The sequence below is a fragment of the Caulobacter sp. FG121 genome, assembly GCF_057809815.1.
This window is the reverse complement of the sequence record NZ_JBMDKR010000002.1, coordinates 268474-284725: the sequence shown is the minus strand read 5'-3', so window position 1 is coordinate 284725 and position 16252 is coordinate 268474. Positions and strand designations below refer to the sequence as shown.

The 16252-nt window shown below is 69.5% G+C and carries 15 protein-coding genes and 1 tRNA gene; 5 read left to right on the top strand and 11 right to left on the bottom strand.

All coding sequences use genetic code 11. The features are described 5' to 3' along the window. Nucleotides 1–30 precede the first annotated feature (30 nt). From ACODSL_RS07315 to ACODSL_RS07305, 3 genes are read left to right on the top strand one after another with little or no spacing between them, the layout of a single operon-like run. Complete coding sequence (locus tag ACODSL_RS07315) at nucleotides 31–390, top strand: DUF6481 family protein (RefSeq protein ID WP_488900002.1); 360 nt, start codon at nucleotides 31–33, stop codon at nucleotides 388–390. 27 nt (nucleotides 391–417) lie between these two features. Continuing rightward, on the top strand, nucleotides 418–567 hold the full coding sequence (locus ACODSL_RS07310) for a hypothetical protein (protein ID WP_488900001.1): 150 nt from the start codon (nucleotides 418–420) through the stop codon (nucleotides 565–567). An 8-nt stretch (nucleotides 568–575) separates the two neighbouring features. Then, nucleotides 576–839: a hypothetical protein gene (locus ACODSL_RS07305; protein ID WP_488900000.1), complete on the top strand. Its 264-nt coding sequence runs from the start codon at nucleotides 576–578 to the stop codon at nucleotides 837–839. Here the strand turns inward: ACODSL_RS07305 and ACODSL_RS07300 are convergent, their stop codons facing one another. Beyond that, nucleotides 840–1523 carry a type I pantothenate kinase gene (locus ACODSL_RS07300; RefSeq protein ID WP_488899999.1) on the bottom strand — a complete coding sequence of 228 codons (684 nt, stop codon included), beginning with the start codon at nucleotides 1521–1523 and terminating at the stop codon, nucleotides 840–842. A gap of 5 nt (nucleotides 1524–1528) precedes the next feature. Further along, entirely contained in the window at nucleotides 1529–2218 is a 690-nt protein-coding gene (locus ACODSL_RS07295; RefSeq protein WP_488899998.1) for a VOC family protein, read from the bottom strand. A gap of 96 nt (nucleotides 2219–2314) precedes the next feature. On the opposite strand from ACODSL_RS07295, the gene ACODSL_RS07290 reads away from it, so the two are divergent. Continuing rightward, nucleotides 2315–3463, top strand: a complete 1149-nt coding sequence (locus ACODSL_RS07290) for an alpha/beta hydrolase family protein (protein ID WP_488899997.1) — start codon at nucleotides 2315–2317, stop codon at nucleotides 3461–3463. Here the strand turns inward: ACODSL_RS07290 and ACODSL_RS07285 are convergent. The 8 genes from ACODSL_RS07285 to ACODSL_RS07250 form a co-directional block, all read right to left on the bottom strand. After that, the gene (locus ACODSL_RS07285) at nucleotides 3460–4158 is read right to left on the bottom strand and encodes a response regulator (protein ID WP_488899996.1); all 699 of its coding nucleotides are present in this window, start codon (nucleotides 4156–4158) and stop codon (nucleotides 3460–3462) included. The genes ACODSL_RS07290 and ACODSL_RS07285 overlap by 4 nt on opposite strands. Further along, nucleotides 4155–6836 (bottom strand): DUF4118 domain-containing protein, encoded by a 2682-nt coding sequence (locus tag ACODSL_RS07280; RefSeq protein WP_488899995.1) that lies wholly within the window; start codon nucleotides 6834–6836, stop codon nucleotides 4155–4157. Before ACODSL_RS07280 ends, ACODSL_RS07285 begins: the two co-directional genes overlap by 4 nt. After that, complete coding sequence (gene kdpC, locus ACODSL_RS07275; RefSeq protein ID WP_488899994.1) at nucleotides 6833–7420, bottom strand: potassium-transporting ATPase subunit KdpC; 588 nt, start codon at nucleotides 7418–7420, stop codon at nucleotides 6833–6835. The genes ACODSL_RS07280 and kdpC overlap by 4 nt, the downstream gene beginning before the upstream one ends. 10 nt (nucleotides 7421–7430) lie before the next feature. Next, nucleotides 7431–9503 (bottom strand): potassium-transporting ATPase subunit KdpB, encoded by a 2073-nt coding sequence (gene kdpB / locus ACODSL_RS07270; protein ID WP_488899993.1) that lies wholly within the window; start codon nucleotides 9501–9503, stop codon nucleotides 7431–7433. A gap of 31 nt (nucleotides 9504–9534) precedes the next feature. Beyond that, nucleotides 9535–11241, bottom strand: a complete 1707-nt coding sequence (kdpA, locus tag ACODSL_RS07265) for a potassium-transporting ATPase subunit KdpA (RefSeq protein ID WP_488899992.1) — start codon at nucleotides 11239–11241, stop codon at nucleotides 9535–9537. A 22-nt stretch (nucleotides 11242–11263) separates the two neighbouring features. After that, nucleotides 11264–11350 (bottom strand): K(+)-transporting ATPase subunit F, encoded by an 87-nt coding sequence (kdpF, locus tag ACODSL_RS07260; protein WP_488900293.1) that lies wholly within the window; start codon nucleotides 11348–11350, stop codon nucleotides 11264–11266. 265 nt (nucleotides 11351–11615) lie between these two features. Beyond that, nucleotides 11616–11692: transfer RNA gene (locus ACODSL_RS07255), tRNA-Arg, on the bottom strand. 169 nt (nucleotides 11693–11861) lie between these two features. Continuing rightward, nucleotides 11862–12929 (bottom strand): P1 family peptidase, encoded by a 1068-nt coding sequence (locus ACODSL_RS07250; protein WP_488899991.1) that lies wholly within the window; start codon nucleotides 12927–12929, stop codon nucleotides 11862–11864. Nucleotides 12930–12990: 61 nt separating this feature from the next. Between ACODSL_RS07250 and ggt the strand changes: the two genes are divergently transcribed. Continuing rightward, nucleotides 12991–14685, top strand: coding sequence for a gamma-glutamyltransferase (ggt, locus tag ACODSL_RS07245; protein ID WP_488899990.1), 1695 nt, complete (start codon nucleotides 12991–12993; stop codon nucleotides 14683–14685). On the opposite strand, the gene ACODSL_RS07240 is transcribed toward ggt, so the two are convergent. Beyond that, on the bottom strand, nucleotides 14682–16184 hold the full coding sequence (locus ACODSL_RS07240) for a sensor histidine kinase (protein ID WP_488899989.1): 1503 nt from the start codon (nucleotides 16182–16184) through the stop codon (nucleotides 14682–14684). The genes ggt and ACODSL_RS07240 overlap by 4 nt on opposite strands. Nucleotides 16185–16252: the final 68 nt, after the last annotated feature.

Genomic DNA, 16252 nt, shown 5'->3' with positions numbered 1-16252 from the left:
GCCGCTCGCGCCCGCACGTCCGAAAGACACATGAACGATATTCTCAAGACCGGTTTCGCGGATCGGCTAAAGACCGCCGCTGAAGCCAAACAGGCCCTGCTGGCCAAGATGAAGCCGAAGGCCGCGGTGACCGATCCCCTGTTCGCCGAGCGCGCCGCCATGAAGGCGGCCGAACTGGAGCGGGTCCGCGAGGAACGCGCCGCCGCCAAGGCCGCCACCAAGCAGGCCCAGGCCGACGCTGAAGAAGCGGCGCGTCTCGCCGAAGCCGCCCGCGCGGAAGCCGACCTCGATGCCCGCCGCGGCGAGCGCAAGGAACGCAAGGCCCTCACCAAGGCCGAGCAGAAGGCCGCCCGCGACGCCAAGTACGCCGCCCGCAAGGCCCGGCAATAGCCCCTGACCCTGACGGAGAGCGCCGCCATGGCCCGCAAACCCAACTACAATTTCGAACGCAGTGAACGCGAACGGCTCAAGGCGGTGAAGGCCGCCGAAAAGGCCGAAGCGAAGCGCCGCGCCCGCGAATCCGGCCAGCCGGAAGACCCGGCGCCGGCCGATGACGACGACGAATAGAGACAGCCATGCAGACCGCGACCATCTTCAATCTCGAGACTGTCCCGCTGGACGGTGAAGTCTTCACCGACTGCGAATTCCGCGAATGCCGCATGGTCTTCAGCGGCGGCAAGCCGCCTGTGTTCGACAACTGCCGCTTCGATGCCTGTGACTGGCGTTTCGATGACGCCGCCGCGCGTACGCTCGCCCACCTGAAGGTGGTCTGGGCCGCCGGCGGCAAGGCCCAGGTCCAGGCGCTGATCAAGGAAATCACCGTCAGCGGCGGGAAGTAACTACCGTTCAAGCCGAAGGCTGTGATCGGCCTGCTTGCGCACCACCACGTCCGCCTCGTCCCGCGCCCTGATGATATGCTCCCGCAGGTTGGGCAGGTTCATCTGCGTCCAGACCCGCTCGCGCGCGAACGCCTCTGTCTCGGTCTCCGACATGGCCCGGAAGCGGGCGTAGAAGGACGTCGGGTCGGCCTCCGCCGCCCGCCAGAAGTCCATGGACCGCGTGGCGAACCAGTCCTCCAGGTCGGCCTCTTCGGCGTCGATGTAGATCAGCAGATCCAGCCCCGCGGGCCGGGGCGTCAGGCCCAGACCCTCGACGATCAGAATGTCTGGCGGAGCGACAACCCGGGCGAGCGCCGGGTCGATGTCATAGATCACATGGGAGTAGCCCGGGACCGTCACCGGCCCCTCGCGCACGCCGCGCAACGCGGCCGCCAGCCCCGCCGCGTCGTACGTCTCCGGATAGCCCTTGCGCATCAGCGTCCCGCGCTCGTTCAGCGCCGCGTTGGGAAACAGGAACCCGTCGGTCGAGACCACCTCGACCCGCAGCGCGGGCTCCAGCGCCGCCTTGAGGGCTGCACAGAGGGTGCTCTTGCCCGCCGCCACCGAGCCCGTGACGCCGACGACCAGAACCTCGCCTGGCGTGGCCCGATCGGCGATGCGGCCGGCGAGATCCGCGACGCTCATCCGGATCAGGCGTGCGCCTTCACAGGCGGCTCGGCATAGGAGGCCCCGGCCGTCAGCATCTCGTCGGGAATGGCCAGCATCTTCAGATAGGCCTCCTTCGGGTAGGCCATGTGCGGCTTGTCCTCGGCATAGGCCGGTTGCGGTACGGGGCTGGGGCCGTTGTAGGGCGCGGGCGCCTTGAAGCGTGCCGCTTCGGCGTCGTCGATGCCGGCCTTTGCCAGCACGGCCGGGTCGATCCACAGGGCCGGGTCGATGCCGCCGGTGGCGGTCGCCACCTCAAGCGTCATGTGGTCAGGCCCGGCGAAATAGATCGACTGGCACATGCCGTGGTCGATCGGACCGATGACATTGACGCCGTGGCTGCGGATCCGGTCGCGCATGGCGATCAGGCCTTCCAGCGTGTCTGCCCGGAAGGCCAGGTGCTGCAGCGTGCCCGCGGCGCTGGGCAGGGCCCCGTTGCCGGCATGGGTCTCGCCCAGCTTGATCGGAATCTTGTCGACGTCGGGCAGCTGGACGATCGAGAAATAGCTGTGCTCGTTCATCCGCAGGAAGGCGTGCAGGCCTCCCGGCACGCCGTGCATGTCGAACAGCGCCACGAGCGGGCAGCCCATGACCTCCGAGAAGAAGGCGATGTGCTTTTTGATGTCCGCGGCCATGAAGGCCAGGTGATGGATGCCGGAAGGGTGCTGGGACATGGTCGTTTCCTTGACTCTCCGCCCTGAATTCCGGACTCAGAAACCAGAAACAACGGCCCGCCGCAAGCGGGCGGACAGGCGCCGTAGGGGAACCTCATGAGCATCATTCGCGAGCCCTATGGCTTCGCCTACGCCGAGGCGAGCCGCCTGAAGGAGACCTACGGCGGCCCCGAGGGACGGGTGTTCGTCGAGTGCATGCGCATCCGCCCGGCCGAGGGCGAGTCGAAGACGGTCATCCTGTTCAGCCATCCGATCGGCGGCGGTTCCTTCCTGCCGTTGGTCACCGCGCTGGCGCACGCCGGTCGGCACGTCATCTACTGCAACCCGCGCTATCGCGGGAACGATACAGCCCTGATCCTCGAGAAGTGCGTCACCGATCTCGGCGCCTGCATCGCCGACCTGAAAAAGCGCTTCGGCTACGAAAAGGTCATTCTCGGCGGCTGGTCCGGCGGCGGCTCGCTGTCGATGTTCTACCAGGAGCAGGCGGTTAATCCGACCATCACCGAGACGCCGGCCGGCGACCCGATCGATCTCGCCGCCGCGAACCTGCAGCCGGCCGACGGTATCATGCTGCTGGCCGCCCACATCAGCCGCTCGGTGACCATGACCGAATGGATGGACCCCTCGATCCTCGACGAGGACAAGCCGTTCGAGCGGGACGTCGAGCTGAACATCTACGACCCGGCCTGCCCCCACCAGCCCCCCTACAGCGCCGAGTTCGTCGCCCGCTTCCGTGAGGCCCAGATCGCCCGCAACCGGCGCATCACCGCCCGGGTGAAGGCCACCCTGGCCGAGCTGAAGAAGACCGACCCGGATATGGAGCGGCCGTTCGTCGTCTATGGCACCATGAGCGATGTGCGCTGGACCGACCCGACCCAGGATCCGTCCGACCGCAAGCCCTACACCTGCTACCTCGGCGATCCGCGGATCGTGAACGACGGGCCGGTGGGCCTCGGCCGTTTCACCACCCTGCGCTCCTGGCTGTCGCAGTGGAGCTACGACGAGAGTCGCGCCCATGGCCTGAAGAACGCCGCCAACGTGACCTGTCCGACGCTGGTGATCACCAACACCGCCGACCTCGCCTGCACGCCCAGCCACGCCGCGCGGCTCTACGAGGCGCTGGGATCGGCGGACAAGACCTTCGTCGAGGTGAAGGACGCCGACCACTACTACATCGACCGCCCTGAGCTGCTGCCGCAGGCCGTGGCGGCGGTGACCGGCTGGCTGGACGCGCGGGGCTTCTAGGCGTCGCCCGTTTCGAAGCGGTAGCCGACGCCCGGCTCCGTCGTGATGATCCGGGGCGCGGCGGGATCCACTTCCAGCTTCTGCCGCAGCTGGCCGACGAAGACCCGCAGGTACTGCACATCCTGCTCGTGCGCGGGACCCCAGACCGTGGTGAGGATCTGGCGGTGGGTCAGGACCCGGCCTGCGCCGCCGGCGAGACAGGCGAGCAGGTCGTATTCCTTGGGTGATAGCTTCACCGGTTCGCCGGCCCGGGAGACCCTGCGGTTGACCAGGTCGACCTCGACGGCGCCCGCGCGCATGATCGGCTCCGCGCCTTCGCCGCGCAGACGGTGGCGCATCGCGACCCGTAGCCGGGCAAGGAGTTCGCCGACTCCAAACGGCTTTTCCACATAGTCGTCCGCCCCTGCGTCGAGGGCGTCGATCTTCTCGGTTTCCCGGTCGCGCGCCGACAGGATCAGGATCGGGCCATCGTAGAAGGCGCGGGCCTTCGCGAGGGCTTCCTTGCCGTCCATATCGGGAAGACCCAGGTCCAGCACGACGGCGTCGGGCGGCTTGCGGGCGATCTCCCGCAGGCCGCTCGCCGCATCGTCGGCGCGGACGTGCTCATAGCCTGACGCGTCGAGCGCCGGGCCGAGGAACCGGTGAATCTGTGGCTCGTCGTCGATGACGAGGATACGGGGGCGGTGGGCGGTCAAAGCATGTGGCCGGGGGTGACGATTTCCTTGCGCAGGCTGATCAGGATACGCGTCCCGCGTCCATCGTGGATCGGGCTGGCCGCCGCGATCCGCCCGCCCATGGCCTCGACGAAGCCCTTGGCGATGGCCAGACCCAGGCCCGCGCCCTTGCCCCGGTCAGTGGCCTCCTCCATGCGCCGGAAGCGCTCGAACACACGCTCCAGCTCGGCGGTGGGGATACCCCGGCCCTCGTCTTCGATGGAGATCACGACATTGCCCCGGTCCTCGTAGGCGGCCGTCTCGATCGTCGAGCCGTCGGGACTGTAGGCGATGGCGTTCTCGAGGATGTTCACCAGCGCCTGCTCAAGCAGTGACGGGTCCGCCATCACCATCGACAGCTGGACGGGGAAGTCGCGGTCGAGCCGGCGGCCCTCCAGCCGACGCTCGACGCGAGCGATAGCCGCCGCGAGGACGTCGCGGACGTCGGTCCAGTCCTTGCGCGTGTTGAGCGCGCCGCCTTCCAGACGGGTCATGTCCAGCAGGTCGCCGACGTATCGGTTCAGCCGCTCGGCCTCCTCGCGGATCGACAGCAACAGGTCGGCCCGGACCTTCGGCTGCATCGCCTTGCCGAAATCGATCAGGGTGGTCACGGCGCCCAGCACGGTCGACAGCGGCGTGCGAAGGTCGTGGCTGACGGAATTGAGCAGGGCCGAGCGCAGACGGTCGGCGCGACGCAGCGCGTCGGCATCGGCGGCCTCCGCGGCGAACTCGGCCCGCTCCAGCGCGATGGCGCCCTGGTCGATCAGGGCCAGGGCGAAGCGCTCGTCTTCCTCGGCGGCCAGAGCGCGGGGTTCGAGGCCGGCGACGCCCGAGCGCGCCTTGACGCCCTGCAGGGGTCTGAAGGTCCAGGCGGCGTTCGGCAGGGTGCCCGTGCCGGCGCCGGCCGGTTCGCCCTTTTCCCAGGCCCAGCGCGCGGCGGCCATGTCGGCCGTGGACAGTGGTTCCAGGGCTGGCGACGCCGCGGTCGGCGCTATGTCTCCGTCGACCGGAAGGAAGATCACCGCCCGCCCGCCGGTCGCCGCCGCCAGCTGTTCGGCCAGGGCTGTCGCGGCGTCCTCCTTGCGCGCGGCGCCGGACAGCCGGCGGCTGGCGGCGAGCAACGCGGAAATAGCCGAGGCCCGGCGCGAGGTGGCGCGCGCCTGGTCACGCACGCGTCCCGCCAGCCAGCCCGTGGTCAGCGCCACCGCGAAGAAGACGCCAAAGGTCAGCACGTCCGCAGGATGGCCGATCACAAAGGTCAGCCGGGGATCGAGAAAGAAGAAGTTATAGCTCAGCGCCGCTAGGGCGGCAGCTGTGAGGGCGGGCCAGAAGCCGAAGGCCAGCCCGGTGGCCAGCACGCTCAGCATGAAGATCATCGCCAGATTGGCGTTTTCAACCCGACGATCCATCAGGGCCGCCGCGCCCATGGCCAGGGCGACCAGCCCAACCGCGCCAAGATGGCCGCGCCAGACGACGAGGCCTTTGGCGCGTCTGACCGGCGGGACGGGATGATCGTCGGCCCCCGCCTCGGTGATGATGTGCAACGCCGCGCCCGCCGCTTCATCAAGCAGCGCTGGCGCCAGCGCGCGCCCGAACAGGCCGCGCCATCTCGAGCGCCGCGACTTGCCGATGACGATCTGCGTGACGTTGTTGCGCCGGGCATGATCGAGCACCGCTGAGACCAGATCATCGCCGGTCAGGACGACGGTAGAACCGCCGAGTTGTTCGGCGAGCTTGAGGGCTTCGTTGAGCTTCACCCCGCCGACCGGATCACCGGCGACCCTGTTGGGTCGTTCGATGTGGGCGACCGTCCAGGGCGCGTCCATCATCATGTCCGACAGGCGTCGGCCCGCCCGCACGAGGGATCCGGCCATGGCGTCCGGGCCGACGAGCACCAGGATCCGTTCGCCGGCGGCCCAGGGTCCCTCGACGCCCGCCGCTCGCATCGCCTGGTTCAGCTGGTCGTCGACCGTCTGGGCCGCGCGGCGCAGGGCCAGCTCGCGCAGGGCAGTCAGGTTCTCGGGCTTGAAGAAGCGGTCGGCGGCCAGCCGGGCCGTTTCCGGCACATAGACCTTTCCGGCCGCCATCCGTTCGCGCAGTTCGGTCGGGGTGATGTCGATCAGCTCGATCTCGTCGGCCTTCGACAGGGCGCTGTCGGGCACCGTCTCGCGCTGGCGCACGCCGGTGATCTTCCAGACCACGTCGACCAGGCTTTCGAGGTGCTGGACGTTGAGGGTGGTCCAGACGTCGATCCCTGCCGCGAGCAGTTCCTCGACGTCCTGCCAGCGCTTCGGGTGGCGGCTGCCCGGGGCGTTGGCGTGCGCGTATTCGTCGACCAGCAGCAGCCCGGGGCGACGCGCGAGGGCGGCGTCGATGTCGAACTCCATCAGGGTTCGGTCCCGGTAGTCGATCGGCTTGCGCGGCAACAGCTCCAGGCCGTCGAGCAGGGCCTCGGTCTCCTTCCGGCCATGGGTTTCGACCAAGCCGACAAGCACGTCGCCGCCGCCCGCTTTGAAACGGGCGGCGGCGTTGAGCATGCCATAGGTCTTGCCGACGCCGGGGGACATGCCGAGGAAGACCTTCAGCCGCCCCCGACCATGACGCCCCGCTGTCGCCAGCAGGGCGTCTGGATCGGGTCTGTTGGGTTCGTCCGGACTCATTGCGCCGGAGCGTGCGCCGCCGGGAGACGGGCGTCGAGCGCCAGATTGACCTTCAGGACATTGACCCGCGGCTGGCCGAGAAAGCCCAGTGTCGGGCCGACGGCCACCGAGGCGATGATGGCCCGGATCTGGGCCGGCGAAACGCCCCGCGCGTCGGCGATCCGCTGGACCTGCCGCTCGGCGTAGGCGGGCGAGATGTCCGGGTCGAGGCCGGAACCGGAGGTGGTCACCGCGTCGACCGGAATGGCGGCCTTGCTCTCGGCTTTCAGGGCGTCGGCGTCGGTCTTCACCCGGGCGGCGAAGTCGGGGTTCATCGGGCCGTAGTTCGAGCCTGACGAGCCGGCGGCGTCATAACCCTTGCCGGCCGCCGAGGGACGGGGGTGCAGGTAGCGCGGCTGGCTGAACGCCTGGGCGATCAGGCCGGAGCCGACGGTCTTCCCGGCCGTGTCGGTCACTAGCGAACCGTTGGCCTGGGCCGGGAAGGCCGCCTGGGCAATGCCCGTCACGGCCAGGGGATAGCCCAGGCCCAGCAGGGCGGTGAAGAAGACCATCGAGACGATGGCGGGACGGATTTGCGACAGCATGGCGGGATCCTCAGGCGAGGCCGAGTGTGGAGACGATCATGTCGATCAGCTTGATGCCGATGAACGGGGCGACGAGGCCGCCCAGGCCGTAGATGGTCAGGTTGCGGCTCAGCAGCTTTCCGGCGCCGATAGCGCGGTATTTCACGCCGCGCAGGGCCAGCGGGATCAGGGCGACGATCACCAGGGCGTTGAAGATCACCGCCGAGAGGATCGCGCTCTCCGGGCTGTGCAGATGCATGATGTTCATCGCGCCCAGCGCCGGCAGGCTGACCACGAACATCGCCGGGATGATGGCGAAATACTTGGCCACGTCGTTGGCGATCGAGAAGGTCGTCAGGGCGCCGCGGGTGATCAGCAGCTGCTTGCCGACCTCGATGATCTCCAGAACCTTTGTCGGGTCGCTGTCGAGGTCGACCATGTTGCCGGCCTCGCGGGCGGCCTGGGCCCCGGTCTGCATGGCCACGCCGACGTCGGCCTGGGCAAGGGCAGGGGCGTCGTTGGCCCCGTCGCCGCACATGGCCACCAGCCGGCCCTTGGCCTGCTCGGCGCGGATCAGCCGCAGCTTGTCCTCGGGCGTGGCCTCGGCGAGGAAGTCGTCGACCCCGGCCTCGGAGGCGATGGCGGCGGCGGTCACCGGGTTGTCGCCGGTGATCATCATGGTCCGCACGCCCATGCGGCGCAGGTCGGCGAAGCGATCCTTCACGCCCGGCTTGACCACGTCCTTGAGGTGGATGACCCCGACCAGCACGCCGTTCTCGGTCACCGCCAGGGGCGTGCCGCCGGAGCGGGCGATGCGGTCAACGGCCTGACGGAACTCGGCCGGCGTGCGGTCTTCGGTCAGATCCAGCGACTTGAGCACCGCGTCGACCGCGCCCTTGCGCCAGGAGGCCTTGCCGGCGTCGAGACCGGACTGCCGCGTGGTGGCGGAGAAGGCGATGAAGGTCGAGCCGGCCGGCGCTTCCGCCGTCATGCCGTGGTCATGAGCCAGATCGACGATCGAGCGACCCTCGGGCGTCTCGTCGGCCAGCGACGCCATCAGCGCGGCGCGCAACGCCACTTCCGGCCTCACGCCCGGCGCCGGGATCACCTCGGTGGCCATGCGGTTGCCAAAGGTGATGGTGCCGGTCTTGTCGAGCAGCAGCGTGTCGACGTCGCCGGCGGCCTCGACGGCCCGGCCGGACGTGGCCAGCACATTGACCTTCAGCAGCCGGTCCATCCCGGCGATGCCGACGGCGCTGAGCAGACCGCCGATGGTCGTCGGGATCAGGGTAATGAACAGGGCGCCGAGCACCATCGGGTCGAGCTTGACGCCTGAATAGGCGCCCAGGCCCAGCAGGGTCACAACAGCGATCAGGAACACCAGCGTCAGCCCGGCCAGCAGCACGGCCAGGGCCAGTTCGTTGGGCGTCTTGCGCCGGTCGGCACCCTCGACCATTGCGATCATCCGGTCGAGGAAGGTCGACCCGGGCTGGCTGGTGATGCGCACCTTGATCCAGTCGGAGACGACCGTGGTGCCGCCGGTGACGGCCGAACGGTCGCCGCCGCTCTCGCGGATGACCGGCGCGGACTCCCCGGTGATGGCCGCCTCGTTGACGCTGGCGACGCCCTCGATGATCTCGCCGTCGGACGGGATGACGTCGCCGGCCTCGACCAGCACGACCTCGCCCACGCCGACCTTGTGGGCCGGGGTCGGGATCCAGGTGCCGGTGGTCGGGTCGATCAGCAGTTTGGCCTTGGTCGTCACCCGCGCGGCGCGCAGGCTGTCGGCCGCCGCCTTGCCGCGGCCTTCGGCGACGCTTTCGGCGAGGTTGGCGAACAGGACCGTCGCCCAGAGCCAACCGGCGATCTGGACCGGGAAGCCGGCTGGCTGGCCGCCACTGATGGCGGCCACGGCCGAGACCGTGGCCAGGCCCGCGACGACCTCGGTGGCGAGGATGACCGGGTTGCCGGTCAGCTTGCGCGGGTCGAGCTTGATGAAGGCGTCCTTCGACGCCCGCAGCAGGACCGCCGGGGAGAGACCGGCCGCGCCGATGGCGCTCCTTGCACTGCGGCCGTTGGTGTCGGCGGTGGTGGTGATGGACATTTCAGGCGTCCTTGAGGATCAAAAAAGGGGGTCAGCGCGCCGCCGCCAGCACCTGGAAGTGCTCGACGATCGGACCCAGCGCCAACGCGGGGAAGAACTGCAGGCCGCCGAGGATCAGGATGATCCCGATCAGCAGGCCGACGAACAGCGGGCCGTCCGAGGGCAGGGTGCCGGCGGTCGGCGCAAGCTTGGGCTTGGCGGCGATCGATCCGGCGATGGCCATTACCGGCACGATGTAGGCGAACCTGCCGAGCAGCATGGCGATGCCGAGGGTCGTGTTCCACCAGGGCGCGTTGGCCGTCAGACCCGCGAAGGCCGAGCCGTTGTTCCCCGCCGCCGAGGTGTAGGCGTAGAGGATCTCCGACAGGCCGTGCGGTCCGTGGTTCAGCAGGCCGGCCAGGGCCACCGGCAGCACCGCCGCCGCCGCCGAGAAGCCGAGGATGGTGATCGGCAGGATCAGCACCGCCAGCATGGCGAACTTGATCTCGCGCGCCTCGACCTTCTTGCCCAGATACTCTGGCGTGCGACCGACCATCAGACCGGCGACGAAAACCGCCAGCAGGGCCATGACCATCATACCGTAGAGGCCGGATCCGACGCCGCCGGGCAGGATCTCGCCCAGCTGGATCATGAACATGGCGATCCCGCCGCCGAGGGGCGAGAAGCTGTCGTGCATGCCGTTGACGCCGCCGTCGGAGGCGCCGGTGGTGAAGGCTGACCAGACCGCGGTCGAGGGAGCGCCGAAGCGGACCTCCTTGCCCTCCATGTTGACCGGCGCATCGACGCCGGCGGCGATCATCGCCGGCTGCGGCGTCATCGTCTCGGCGGCGTAGAGGCCGCCGGCCGCGGTCGTCACCAGGATGACCATCACGGCCGCCAGGGCGCGAGCTTCCTTGCGGGCCAGCACGACCCGGCCGAAGGCGAACACCGCCGCCAGGCTGAGCACGTTCATGGCGACGATCTGGATCAGGTTGGTCCAGGCGTTGGGGTTTTCGAACGGGTGGGCGGAGTTGGCGTTGAAGATGCCGCCGCCGTTGGTGCCGAACTGCTTGATGACCTCCTGGCTGGCGACCGGGAACAGGGCCAGCGTCTGCTTCGCCCCTTCGACGGTCGTCACCTCGACGCCCGAGGCCAGCGACTGCGGCACGCCCAGCGCGACCAGCACCAGGGCGAACACCAGGCTGACCGGCAGCAGGACGTAGAGGGTGATGCGGGTCACATCGACCCAGAAGTTGCCGAGGGTGTCGCCGCGGTTGGCGACGAAGGCACGCGCCACGGCGGCGGCGATGGCCAGACCGGTCGCGGCGGAAACGAAGTTGTGCACCGTCAGCCCGGCCATCTGCGAGAAGGTCGAGACCGTCTGCTCCGGCACATAGGACTGCCAGTTGGTGTTGGTGACGAAGCTGATCGCGGTGTTGAACGCCAGATGGGGCGACAGGCCCGCGAAACCCTGCGGATTGTACGGCAGCAGGCCTTGCAGCCGCAGGATGCCGTAGAGCAGCGCGAACCCGGCGGCGCTGAAGGCCATCACCGAGCCGGTGTAGGCGAGCCAGCCCTGGCCTCTGGTCCCGTCGATGCCGAACGCGGCGTAGGCGACCCGCTCGACGGGCTTCAGCACCGGGTCCAGCCAGGTGCGCTCACCGGTCCAGACGCGCGCGAGATAGACGCCGAGCGGTACGCTCAACGCCAGTGTGAGGCCGATCGTGAAGACGATCTCGGCCCAGCCCCGCCAGTCCATGCGAGGTCTCCCTTTTGAATGATCAGAATTTGTCGGGGCGCAGCAGCGCCGCGACCATGTAGACGGCCAGTCCGATGGCCGCGGCGGCGTAGAGCAGGGTCACGAGCATGGTCGTCAGACCTTGCGCAGCAACGCCGCATAGAGGCCGAAGAGCGCGAACGCTCCCAGTCCCAGGGCGAGATACAAGAAGTCAGCCATCAAGGCCTCCACAGCGATGTTGGAGGCAGGGTCGCGCCGACCCCCGTCAGGGCGCCAGACGGATGCGGGACCGTCGGCATAAGGGAAGCATAAGGACGACTGTCCCGCAGGCCGGCGCGACAGCAAGCCGCCCTGCGGGCTACCGCCAGGCATCACCGTGGATGTGGGGAAGAAAATGGCGCGCCCGGAACGATTCGAACGTCCGACCCTCAGATTCGTAGTCTGATGCTCTATCCAGCTGAGCTACGGGCGCGCATTTCGCGGGGGCCGATCTAGGCCTCCTGCAAGGGCGCGGAACCTAGTCGGGCAATCGACGGATGGCAAGCGCCCGCGGGGGCCTTTTTCAAACTATCCTCGGCCGCCCGGACCCGGGGCTCCCGGAGCGCGGGCGCCGGAGCGTCTTCCCGACATCGGGCGACCCGTCAGGGCCTCGCCAGGCTTCGCCAGTCGGGCACGTCACAGCCTGGCCAGGCGATGGCTTCGTAGACACCCCTCGCGACCGCGCGAGCCAGGCAGTCCGCCGCCAGCGCGCCCAGGCGGGCGACCATGCGGTCGGGAGCGTCGCCAGCGCTCTGGCGGCCGGTGGAGAGGGCGAATACCACGTCGCCGTCGAACGGCGTGTTGATCGGCCGTATCGCCTGGGCGAGGCCCGCCTGGGCCATGATCGCGACCCGCTTGGCCTGGACGGGCGTCAGGACCACGTCGGTGGCCACGCAGGCGATGGTGGTGTTCTCGCGGACGCCCGGATTCATCTTGGCGAGGCCCCAGTCGTCGGCGTCGATCGCCAGGCCGGCCGGCGAGCGGCCGCCGAACTCGCCGTCGATCTCGAACAGCGAGGCGTAGAAGGTCAGCCCGTCGCCGCCGACCACCGAGCCGAAACTGTTGACCCCGGCGATGGCGCCGACGGTGATGCCGTCGTGCGTGACGATGGAGGCCGAGCCGGTGCCGCCCTTGAGCTGTCCAGCCTTGGCGCCATAGCCCGCGCCGGCGACGCCGAGCGCGACGTCGAGGCCGGCCGCCATCGCCGCTTCGATGCCGAGGCGGCGGTAGGGCGGCTCCATACCCCAGGCCTTGTCGCCGCCGTTGGCCATGTCGAACAGGATGGCCGTCGGCACGATCGGGGCGACCGGAACGCCCGGCCTGGCCGAGACCGGGTAGCCCCGCCCCTGCGCGCCCAGCCACGCGGCCACGCCGTCGCCGGCGGCCAGGCCGTACATCGAGCCGCCGGACAGGACCACGGCGTCCACCGAGCCGCCGACGAGATTGTGAGGATCGAGCGCGTCCGTTTCGCGCGTACCCGGCCCGCCGCCACGCACATCGACGGCGCAGACCGCCCGCTCGGTCGGCAGGATGACGGTGACGCCGGTGCGGACGATCTCATCCTGCGCCTGGCCGACCATCAGGCCGGGTACGTCGGTGATCAGGTTTCGGGGTCCGGGGCGGGCCGTGGTCATGCCGTTCGAGTGGCACGACCTCCCGAACTTGTCCATGCACGGGGCTTTCCCTCCGCCGCGCGGTCCCTATTGTGACAGCCATCTATCCGGAGTCCGCATGCGCCTTCTCAGTCTTTTCGCCGCCCTGTTCCTGGCCGGCTGTTCGCTGCTGCCGAAAGAGGCCGCCGCTCCCGCGCGGGTGGGACCGCAGGTCATGGTCGCTTCGGCCAATCCGCTGGCGACGGCGGCGGGACTCAAGGTGCTGCGCCAGGGCGGGTCAGCCATCGACGCGGCCATCGCCGTGCAGTCCGTCCTGGGTCTGGTCGAGCCGCAGAGCTCCGGTCTCGGGGGCGGCTCCTTCATGGTCTACTACGATGCCCGGTCGAAGACGGTGACGGCCTATGACGGCCGCGAGACCGCGCCGGCCGGCGCCTCCCCTGACATGTTCCTCGGCCCCGACGGCAAGCCCCTGCCGTTCTTCGCCGCCGTGCTCAGCGGCCGCGCGACGGGCGTGCCCGGCGCGGTGGCGATGCTGGCCCTGGCGCACAAGGATCACGGCGCCCTGCCCTGGTCGGCGCTGTTCGACGATGCCGCCCGGCTGGCGTCCGACGGCTTCATCGTCAGCCCCCGTCTCGCCGGCATGATCAACGGCCCGTTCCCGCAGACCGGCGCGCCCGACGCCGTTCGTTACTTCACCAAAGCCGACGGCAAACGCTACCGGGCGGGCGACCTGCTGCGGAACCCGGACTACGCGACGACGGTGCGCCGTCTCGCGGCCGAAGGCCCTTCGGCGCTTTACGAGGGCCCGATCGCCGAGGCGATCGTAGCGCGGGTGCATGAGGGCGCGCTGCCCGGGTCGCTGACCACGGCGGATTTCAAGGCCTACCGTCCCGGACGGAGCAAGGCGCTGTGCGGACCCTATCGCATCTATGTCGTCTGCACGACCAGGCCGGCCTCCAGCGGCGGCGCGTTGTTGCAGGGATTGATGTTGCTGGAGCGGACCGACATCGCCACGCGCGGACCCGGCGATCCGCTGGGCTGGCTGCGCCTCGCCGAGGCGGAACGGGTGATGTACGCCGACCGGGACCGCTTCTTCGGCGACCCGGCGTTCGTCGATGTGCCGCTGAAGGGGCTGCTCAAGCCCGCATACGTCGATGGCCGCGCGAAGCTGATCGGCGACCGTGCGGGCCCCCCGCCCAAGGCAGGCGATCCGGAGGGCGCCGGCGTGCGCGGGCCTGACCACACGCCCGAGCCGGGTGGCACGACCCATTTCGTCATCGTCGACGCGAAGGGCAACGTCGTTTCGATGACGACCACGGTCGAGAGCTTTTTCGGCTCGGGCCGGATGGTCGCCGGCTTCTTCCTCAACAACCAGCTGACCGACTTCAGTTTCACGCCGAACGACCCCGACGGCGCGCCGGCCGCCAATGCCCCGGCGGGCGGCAAGCGGCCGCGCTCGTCGATGGCGCCGGTCATTGTTCTCGACCGTCAGGGCAAGGCGGTGGTGGCCCTCGGCTCGCCGGGCGGCACCAGCATCCTGTCGTACAATCTCAAGGCCCTGGTGGGGTATCTGGACTGGAATCTCAGCCTCGCGGAGGCCTTCGAACTACCCAACCTCGTGGCCAAGGGCGACCGCTTTTCCAGCGAGCCGGCGCGGTATCCGCCGGGCGTGATCGACGGTCTGGCGGCGCGAGGTCTGGTGTTCAACAACACCGCCGGCGAGAACTCCGGCCTGCATGGCGTGGCGATGACCCCGAACGGCCTGGTCGGCGCCGCCGACTCGCGCCGCGAAGGCGTGGCGAAGGGGTTCTAGGCTTCCGCCTTCTTCCGGGGGGGGCGCTTCGCCTTCGCCGCGCTCAGGTCTCCCGGCAGGGTGAGTTCGAACACCGAGCCTTTGGCCGTCGATTTGACGAGGGTCAGGTCGCCGCCGTGGGCCTGCGCCAACTCCCGGGAGATGGCGAGGCCAAGGCCCGTGCCGCCGCGTCGGGCCGAGCCCGAAAAGGGCTGGAACAGGTTGACCATGGCGCGCTCGGGCAGGCCGGGACCGTCGTCGGACAGGCGAACGATGCTGGCGCCGTCGCGCTGGGTCAGGGCGGCCAGCACCTTGCCTTTGCGGTCGGGGTCCTTGTCCTGAATGGCTTCGCGGGCGTTGCGGAACAGATTGACCAGCAGCCGGTGCAGCTGGTCGGGATCGGCTATGACGGCGTCCGTCTCGCTGATCTGGGTTTCCAGACGCACGCCGCCTTCGCTCAGGCCCGCGTCCTCGGCGGCGGCATCGAGCGCTGCCCGAAGAGGCGTTGGCCGGGCTTCCGGTGCAGCCTCGGCCGACTTGCCATAGGCCAGGACATCCGTCGCCAGGGTCACGGCCCGGTCCAGGGCCCGTTCGAGGCGGGGCAGGGCCTGGGCCACCTTGGGGTCGCCGATGGCCGCCAGCCGGTCGGAGGCGATCTGCGCGCTGGTCAGCATGTTGCGCAGATCATGATTGATCTTCGCCACGGCCTCGCCCAGCGCAGCCAGCCTTGCGCGGGAGGACAGGGCGGCCAGCAGGTCGACCTGCATGCGATCGAGTTCCGCCTCCGCGCGGCCGATCTCGTCGCGGCGGCCCGAGGGCGTCACCCGCGCTGACGGATCGGCCGGATCGGCGCGAAACCGCTCCATGGCCACGGTGATCTTCTGCATCGGCCGCACGAGGAAGGCGTTCAGCGCCAGATAGACCGCCAGGCCGGCCAGAATGGCGACGAACAGGGTCACGGCCAGCAGCCGTCCGAGGTAGCCCAGCAAGGCCTCGCGCAGGGGCGCGTCCGGCGTGACGATTTCCACGAACTCGCCGGACCTGAAGCGCGGCTCGGCGATCACCCGCACCATGCGGCCCTGGCCGCCGAACAATGTCTGGAACGGGGCCATCATCCAGGCCAGCGGGTTCTGGTAGCGCAGGTCGACCATATACGGTGTTCGCAGGTCGCGCGGGGCCGCCAGGATCAGTCGCCGCATGCCGTCCGTCTGGATCGCCACCGAGACCACGCCGGCCTGTTCCAGCAGCTGCTGGCGGACCGGAGCGGTGACGCGGCGGGCGGGGTCAGCCTCGGCGATGGTCGAGGCCAGTTCGGCCGCCCGGATACGGTCGAGCAGCCATTGCTCCTCGTAGGCCGCGAGGGTCGCCGGGAAGACGAACAGCGCCGCGCCGGCGACGAACAAGGCCGTCAGCACCAGCAGGCGCGCGGACAGGCCGCCGGGCCACAGCCAGCGACGCGAGGGCTGGGCGTGCGGTCCCGACGTCTCCGTCTCGGGGGGCGGGGCGTCGACCATGGCCATGCGTTACTTCACGTCCGACGACAGAGCAACGAAAGGAGAATTCGCGTCGAAGGCGAAAAGAGCAAGGC